The sequence below is a fragment of the Moorena sp. SIO4A1 genome, from assembly GCF_010672065.1.
Taxonomy (GTDB): Bacteria; Cyanobacteriota; Cyanobacteriia; order Cyanobacteriales; family Coleofasciculaceae; genus Moorena.
In genome coordinates this window covers 1-1,520 of the sequence record NZ_JAAHHX010000671.1, presented here as the reverse complement: position 1 = coordinate 1,520, position 1,520 = coordinate 1, and the positions used below count along the sequence as shown (strand labels likewise).

The 1,520-nt window shown below is 45.3% G+C and carries 1 pseudogene; it reads left to right on the top strand.

The features are described from left to right. The first annotated feature begins 674 nt into the window (after positions 1–674). Positions 675–1,450, top strand: a pseudogene (locus F6K53_RS41795) (IS5 family transposase). Positions 1,451–1,520: the final 70 nt, after the last annotated feature.

Sequence of the window (1,520 nt, the reverse complement as noted above, 5' to 3'; positions counted from 1 at the left end):
ATGAGCAGGGATACAAAAGGCCTAAGGAGTAGACATGGGGCAAAATCGGGTTTATTGGTCAATCTTCGATTTTGACAGAGCTGCCTTGTATTTATACTTCCAACAGACATCAACTGAGCTTTTATTCTACTATCAGCTATCACCCATCAGCCAATTTCCTCACTGCTTACTGACCACAAGCTAACCCCTTAAGGTATAAACTATCAGCTTTCAACTTCTTCCGCAACCAGTCTTTGGTCTACCCAGCAATTCTCATTTTGGGCAATAGGTGTTCAAATTGGCAAAATTCCTGTACTGTATTAGACCTCTTGCAAAAGTATTTTTTTGATAGTGTTTGCGTCAATTCTTGTCCACTGTTCCGGTGATCCGCAGATTCGCTGTTCCCGACAACTGCCGCAAAGTCTATTGATATCCGGATCAGCCAAGAGACTTGAAGTCACACCAGACCACCAGGGTTGTTCGACACAATAGTATACCTCTTGCAAAAGTCTTTCGTGGTATGATAGAAAGCTTAGTGATTTTTGATTTAGTCTACGCTTAAGACTAACCAATTTGCTTTGTACTCTCTTTGTATATAAGCCTAGGGCGTGTCATCAATCAAAATGTTTGACAGAAGTAGCTTGATAGGATATTCGTGTAAATCCTGCAATCACAATAGGTGGGCATAAATGATTATGAAACGTTATGGCTGGCGAGATGACCAGTGGGAAAGGCTCGAGCACCTCTTACCTGGTAAAGAGGGCGACCCTGGTGCTACGGCCATTGACAATCGATTATTTGTTGAAGCCGTTTTATATCGCTATCGTGCCGGAATTCCCTGGCGGGATTTACCGGAGCGTTTTGGGGATTTTCGCGTCATTCATACCCGGCATACCCGTTGGTCTGAAAAAGGCGTTTGGAAGAAGGTTTTCGATGTTTTAGCCGAAGAGGCTGACAACGAATATGCCGCCATTGATGCAACCATTGTGCGTGCCCATCAACGAGTGCGCTGGTGCGAAAAAAAAACCTGATGATACCTGCATTACCCAAGCCATAGGCCTAAGCATTGGGGGACTATCAACCAAGATTCATGCTACAAGCGATGCCTTGGGCAATCCCACAGGATTTCATCTGACTCCAGGCCTTGCCCACGATTTACAAGGCGCTGACGTCTTGTTGGATTCCATTGATGAGATTGGTGCGCTACTTGCTGATAAAGCCTATGATGCAGAACAACGTGTGCGCTTAGCGCCTCAAAGAGGCCAATTGCAAGGCTGTCATTCCTCCCAAAAGCAACCGCACTCAACGCACGGGAATACGATAAAGACATGTACAAGTGGCGGCAACAATCACGAAAATCTCTTCCAAAAACTCAAGCAATACAGGGCAATTGCGACACGGTACGATAAAACAGCTCGCAATTTCAAATGGTGCGATCCACCTCGCTGCTGCCATCATCTGGCTTAATTGATGACACGCCCTAGAGTTATACATCGCTGAGCACACAACATCTGCTGATGCAATACTGATTCTAGGGGATT